This is a genomic window from Nonomuraea antri, from assembly GCF_013283785.1.
In the GTDB taxonomy this organism is placed as follows: domain Bacteria; phylum Actinomycetota; class Actinomycetes; order Streptosporangiales; family Streptosporangiaceae; genus Nonomuraea; species Nonomuraea antri.
Window position 1 is genome coordinate 22694 of record NZ_JABCPZ010000139.1, and the last position, 6254, is coordinate 28947.

The window sequence follows — 6254 nt, forward strand, 5'->3', positions numbered from 1 at the left end:
GATACGTCGTCCTGAGGAGGCCGAAGTTGCGGGCGTTCATGTCCCTCCAGAAGCAGGTACTCACCTCTCATCCAAAGGACATGACGCTTCGTGCGAACGCTCAACCTGGGGATTTTGGCGCATGTAGACGCCGGTAAGACCAGCCTGACCGAGCGGCTGCTGTTCGCCGCCGGGGTCATCGACGACATCGGTCGCGTCGACGACGGCAACACTCAGACCGACTCGCTGGCGCTGGAACGGCAGCGCGGCATCACGATCAAGTCCGCGGTGGTGTCGTTCGTGGTCGGAGACACCACGGTCAACCTCATCGACACGCCCGGACACCCCGATTTCATCGCCGAGGTCGAGCGGGTGCTGAGCGTGCTCGACGGCGCGGTGCTCGTGGTCTCGGCCGTGGAGGGCGTGCAGGCGCAGACCCGCGTGCTGATGCGCACGCTGCGCCGGCTCGGCATCCCCACCCTGATCTTCGTCAACAAACTCGACCGCGCGGGCGCGGACGACGGGCGGGTGTTGCGGGACATCCGGGACAAGCTCGTCCCTTCGGTGGTGGCGATGGGCGCGGTTCGCGGACTCGGCACCCGGAGCCCGGCCTACGTGCCCTTCGGCGCGTCCGACGCGGGGTTCACCGCGCGGCTGTCCGAGGTCCTGGCCGAGAACGACGACGCGCTGCTGGCCGCGTACGTCGACGACGAGTCCGCCCTGCCGTACGACCGGCTGCGCCGCGAACTGGCCGCGCAGTCGAAACGCGGCACGACGCACCCGGTGTTCTTCGGCTCGGCCATGACCGGAGCCGGTGTGGACGCGCTGATCAGCGGCGTCACCGAGCTGCTGCCCGTCGGCGCGGGCGACGCGGACGGCCCGCTCTCCGGCACCGTCTTCAAGGTCGAGCGCGGCCCGGCCGGGGAGAAGATCGCTTATGTCCGGCTCTTCGCCGGGACGCTCCGGGTCAGGGACCGGGTGGCGTTCGGCCGGGACGGGGCCGAGGGCAAGGTGACCGCGGTCCACGTGTTCGAGCACGGCTCCGCGGTCGCGGCCCCCGAGGTCGCCGCCGGACGGATCGGCAAGCTCTGGGGCCTGACCGACATCCGCATCGGCGACCCGGTCGGCGATTCACCGGTGCCCACGGGCGGCCGGCACTTCGCGCCGCCGACGCTGGAGACCGTGGTCGTCCCGTGCCGTCCCGCCGACAAGGGCGCGCTGCACGCGGCGCTCAGCCAGCTCGCCGAGCAGGACCCGCTGATCAACCTGCGCCAGGACGACGTCCGCCAGGAGATGCTGCTCTCGCTCTACGGCGAGGTCCAGAAGGAGGTCATCCAGGCGACGCTGGCCGACGACTACGCCATCGACGTCACCTTCGCGGAGTCCACCACCATCTGCGTCGAGCGTCCGATCGGCACCGGCGAGTCGCTGGAGATCATCGCCAAGGAGCCGAACCCGTTCCTCGCCACCGTGGGCCTGCGCGTCGATCCGGCCCCGGTCGACTCGGGGGCGCGGTTCCGGCTGGAGATCGAGCTGGGATCGTTGCCGCCGGCGTTTCTCAAGGCGATCGAGGAGACCGTGCGGGAGACGCTGCGGCAGGGCGTGCACGGCTGGGAGGTGACCGACTGCGTGGTCACGCTGACCCGCTCGGGCTACTGGCCGCGGCAGAGCCATTCCCACGGGACGTTCGACGCGAGCATGTCGAGCACCGCCGGCGACTTCCGCAACCTCACGCCGCTGGTGCTGATGACGGCGTTGCGGCAGGCCGGGACCAGGGTGTACGAGCCGATGCACCACTTCCGCCTGGAGATCCCTGCCGACTCCTTCGGCGCGACGCTGCCGGTGCTCACGCACCTGCGGGCCATCGCGCGGACGACGGTCACGCGCGGCTCGACGTCCGTGCTGGAGGGGGAGCTGCCGGCCGCGCGGGTGCACGAGCTGGAGCTGCGGCTGCCGACGCTGACCAGCGGCGAGGGCGTGCTGGAGTGCGCCTTCTCCCACTATCAGCAGGTACGCGGGCCGGTGCCGGAGCGCTCACGCGCCGACCTCAACCCGCTCAACCGCAAGGAGTACCTGCTGAACGTCACCCGCCGAGTCGCCAGAACCTGAACCGTCCGGCCCAGGCTCGTCTCGTGGGCCTCGGTGGGGCGTCAGGGGCTGGGGACGCCGTTGCCGCGGTGGCCGTGCCCGGCGAGCACCTCGTCCAGGGTGGGGCGGGGCTCGCCGGGGACGCGCTGCCCCGGCTGGGCGAGCTGGATCAGCACGCCGTGCGCCTCCTTCGGATGCAGGAACACCTCGCGCCAGCGCGGGTCGGCGCGGTTGAGCCCGTGCAGGCGGTAGCCGCGCGCGGTCAGCCTGGCCACGGCCGCGTCGAGGTCGTCGACGTGGAAGTTCAGGTGATGGACGCCGCCCCGGCCCCGGGTCAGCTCGAAGAAGCTGTCGAAGAACGTCGATTCGGCCAGCGGCTCCATGAGCTCCACCTTGCCGCCGTTGGCGTAGGTGAGCTGCAGCGTGCGATACCCGCTGATCCGGTTGTCGCCCCCGCCTCCCAGGTGACGGCCGCCGAGCAGGTCGCGGTAGACCGGCAGCAGATCCCTGATCCGCGGCGCGGCCACGGCCGTGTGATCGAACGTCACTTCGAGGCCGTCCAGTTCCAGATCCACGCGCGACTCCTCAAGTCCGCTCAGCCACCGGATCGCTTCGTCTCCAGATCCTAGAATCCGATTCTAGACCGATCCCGCTCGCCCGTGCGAAGGTCGGATTGACCGGGACGTCCCCCGCAGAGAGGCAGAGTGATGACCGATCTGTCCAACGTCGCCGACTCCGACCTGCGCGGCATCCGCGACGTCGACGTCGACGACGTGCTGGCGTACGTGCACGCGGAACTCAAACGCCTGCCCGACTACACCGAGCTGTACAAGCGGTACCTGCGCCAGCGCTGGAACGTCTACGACCTGGACTTCTCCCAGGACGTCATCGACTGGCGCGAGCGGATGACCCACGAGGAACGCGACGCGTTCGTCGGCATCTCGGCCGGTTTCCACCACGGTGAGCGGCAGGTGGAGGTGGAGCTGCCGGTGTTCATGCTGGGCGGCTCGGAGGAGTCCAAGATCTACATGTCCAGCCAGATCGAGGACGAGGCCCGGCACACCGTCTTCTTCGACCGCTTCTACCGTGAGGTCGTCGGCATGCCGGGCGACTCCATCCAGGACGTCCTGGACGCCTCGTACCAGCACGTGTCGGAGACGTTCGTCGGCCCGTTCGGCCTGCTCGCCTACCAGGCGGACGAACTGCGCAAAGACCCCGAGAACCCGGCCGCCCGGGTCCGGTACGGCACTACGTACTTCCTGTGGATCGAGGGCGTGCTGGCCCTCACCGTCATGAAGATCACGCTGACGTACTGCCGGCAGCGCGGCCTCCTGCCCGGCTACTACACCGGTTTCACCGCCACCTGCCGTGACGAGGCGCGGCACGTGCAGTTCGGGATGCGGTTCCTGCGCGACTCCGTCCAGGAGGACCCGCGGCTGCTGCTGCAGATCCACGAGACACTCCGGACGATCCTGGCGCTCAACAACGCCGCCAGCCGCCGCGTCGACCTTTACTCCCTGGGCTGGGCTCCCGAGGAGATCCGGCGGCTCATGATCCGTCAGCTCACCATGAAACTCGACGACGTCGGCATCGACCTCCCGCCCGACCTGCGGGAACAGGTGGCCAGAATCGAGCCGGAACTCGCCGGAGGCTAGCGGACATGCGATTCTTCACCCGCGAATGGGCCGAAGCCGCACGCGCCGCCGCCGACGCCGGCCCGTCACCCGAGGCGCGGGCGGCCAAACTCGACGGCTACTGGCGCTGGATCGAGCGCGCCCGCTCGGGTTACACGGCGACGTGGGCGCTCGACGTCCGGGAGAGCGGCTCGTACCTGCTGCTGACCTGGAAGGACGGACGCTGCGTCGACGCCACGATCGTTGCGGCCGCCGGTACTGCAGCGGGGCCCGCTGACGCCGGCGTTGCGGCGGGATCCGCAGACGCAGTGGCTTCCACGGACGCAGCAGCAGCGGTGGCTTCCGCAGCGGTGGCGGCTTCCGCGGACTACGTGCTGAGCGCCACCGAGGCGACCTGGCACGCCCTGCTGGCCGGAGCAGACCCCGGCAAAGCGGTCATGTACCGGGATCTGCGCCTGGAACACGGCGACGTCCTGCTGTTCTTCCGCGTCATCTACTTCTTCATCGAGTCGCTGGCCGCCGTGGCCCGCGTCCCGACGAAGTAACGCCAGCCCGTATCCGGGACAACCAGACCCCAGACAGAAGAACCTCGAACCCAAGAACCACAAACCCACAGAAACCAGGAAACCCCGGCCCAGGATCTGGGCCGGGGAAACTCCCGGATCAACCGACCAGCCGACCAGCCGACCAGATGGCCAACCGGTCAGCCTGGCCAGCCGACCAGATGATCAGGCGGTCGGCCTGGCCAGCCGATCAGGTGGCCAGCCTGGCCAGGCGATCAGACCGTCCGGCTGGCCGGCCGGTCAACCGCTCAGCGGTCAGTCGCGGTGCAGCTTCCGGTACGTGACCCGATGCGGACGAGCCGCGTCAGCACCCAGCCGCTCGATCTTGTTCTTCTCATAGTCGGCGAAGTTCCCCTCGAACCAGAACCAGTTCGAGCCTTCCTCCCACGCCAGGATGTGCGTCGCGATGCGGTCGAGGAACCACCGGTCGTGCGAGGTGATAACCGCGCACCCGGGGAAGTCGAGCAGCGCGTTCTCCAGCGACGACAGCGTCTCGGTGTCGAGGTCGTTGGTCGGCTCGTCGAGCAGCAGCACGTTGCCGCCCTGCTTGAGGGTGAGCGCCAGGTTGAGCCGGTTGCGCTCGCCACCCGACAGGACCCCGGCCTTCTTCTGCTGGTCGGGCCCCTTGAAGCCGAACGCCGCGATGTACGCCCGCGACGGCATCTCGACGTTGCCGACCTTGATGTGGTCGAGCCCGTCGGAGACGACCTCCCAGACGTTCTTGCTCGGGTCGATGCCACCCCGGCTCTGGTCGGCGTAGGAGATCTTCACGGTGTCACCGACCGTGATCGAGCCCGTGTCGGGGGTCTCGCCACCGGTGATCATGCGGAACAGCGTGGTCTTGCCGACGCCGTTCGGACCGATGACGCCGACGATGCCGTTACGCGGCAGGTCGAACGTCAGGTTCTCCATGAGCAGCCGGTCGCCGAAGCCCTTGGTGAGGTTCTCCGACCGGATGACCGTCGTGCCCAGACGCGGGCCCGGCGGGATCTGGATCTCCTCGAAGTCCAGCTTGCGGAACTTGTCGGCCTCGGCCGCCATCTCCTCGTAGCGCTGGAGTCGGGCCTTGCTCTTGGTCTGGCGGGCCTTGGGGTTCGACCGAACCCACTCCAGCTCGTCCTCCAGACGCTTCTTGCGCTTGGCGTCCTTCTGGCCTTCGACCTTGAGCCGCTGGGCCTTCATGTCGAGGTAGGTGGAGTAGTTGCCCTCGTACGGGTAGCAACGACCCCGGTCGAGCTCGAGAATCCAGGTGGCGACGTTGTCGAGGAAGTACCGGTCGTGGGTGACGGCCAGCACGGTGCCCGCGTACTTCTCCAGGTGCGACTCCAGCCACTGCACGCTCTCGGCGTCGAGGTGGTTGGTGGGCTCGTCGAGCAGCAGCAGGTCGGGCGCTTCGAGCAGCAGCTTGCACAGCGCGACGCGGCGGCGCTCACCACCGGACAGCTTGCTCACCTCGGCGTCGGGCGGCGGGCAGCGCAGCGCGTCCATCGCCTGCTCGAGCTGGCTGTCGAGGTCCCACGCGTTGCGGTGCTCCAGCTGGTCCTGCAGCTTGCCCATCTCCGCCAGCAGCTCGTCGCTGTAGTCGGTGGCCATCTGCTCGGCGATCTCGTTGTAACGCGCGAGCATCGCCATCGTCTCGGCGACACCCTCCTGCACGTTGCCGAGGACCGTCTTCTCCTCGTTCAGCGGCGGCTCCTGCTGAAGCATGCCCACCGTGAAGCCCGGCATGAGCTTCGCATCTCCATTGGACGGCTGCTCCAGGCCGGCCATCATCCGGAGCAGCGTCGACTTTCCGGTGCCGTTCGGCCCCAGGACACCGATCTTGGCTCCGGGCAGGAACGACAGCGTGACGTCGTCAAGGACAACCTTGTCGCCGTGCGCCTTGCGCACGCGCTGCAGCGTGTAGATGTACTCCGGCATGCCTCCTAGCTTAGGGGTTCCCAACGCAGGCTTCCGCCGCTAACCCCGGATCCCCACCCCCATCCCACAC

Annotated in this window: 5 protein-coding genes; 3 read left to right on the forward strand and 2 right to left on the reverse strand. The window is 68.6% G+C overall.

The window, feature by feature from the left end:
- The first annotated feature begins 90 nt into the window (after window positions 1–90).
- On the forward strand, window positions 91–2088 hold the full coding sequence (locus tag HII36_RS34845; protein ID WP_173527570.1) for a GTP-binding protein: 1998 nt from the start codon (window positions 91–93) through the stop codon (window positions 2086–2088).
- Between the two features lie 41 nt (window positions 2089–2129).
- On the opposite strand, the gene HII36_RS34850 is transcribed toward HII36_RS34845, so the two are convergent.
- Window positions 2130–2642 (reverse strand): VOC family protein, encoded by a 513-nt coding sequence (locus HII36_RS34850; RefSeq protein WP_173527571.1) that lies wholly within the window; start codon window positions 2640–2642, stop codon window positions 2130–2132.
- Window positions 2643–2774: 132 nt separating this feature from the next.
- Between HII36_RS34850 and HII36_RS34855 the strand changes: the two genes are divergently transcribed.
- Together HII36_RS34855 and HII36_RS34860 are read left to right on the forward strand one after the other, a co-directional pair.
- Window positions 2775–3722, forward strand: a complete 948-nt coding sequence (locus tag HII36_RS34855) for a ribonucleotide-diphosphate reductase subunit beta (RefSeq protein WP_173527572.1) — start codon at window positions 2775–2777, stop codon at window positions 3720–3722.
- Between the two features lie 5 nt (window positions 3723–3727).
- Entirely contained in the window at window positions 3728–4246 is a 519-nt protein-coding gene (locus HII36_RS34860) for a hypothetical protein (RefSeq protein WP_173527573.1), read from the forward strand.
- A 273-nt stretch (window positions 4247–4519) separates the two neighbouring features.
- Here the strand turns inward: HII36_RS34860 and ettA are convergent, their stop codons facing one another.
- Window positions 4520–6184: an energy-dependent translational throttle protein EttA gene (ettA, locus tag HII36_RS34865; RefSeq protein ID WP_173527574.1), complete on the reverse strand. Its 1665-nt coding sequence runs from the start codon at window positions 6182–6184 to the stop codon at window positions 4520–4522.
- Window positions 6185–6254 lie beyond the last annotated feature (70 nt).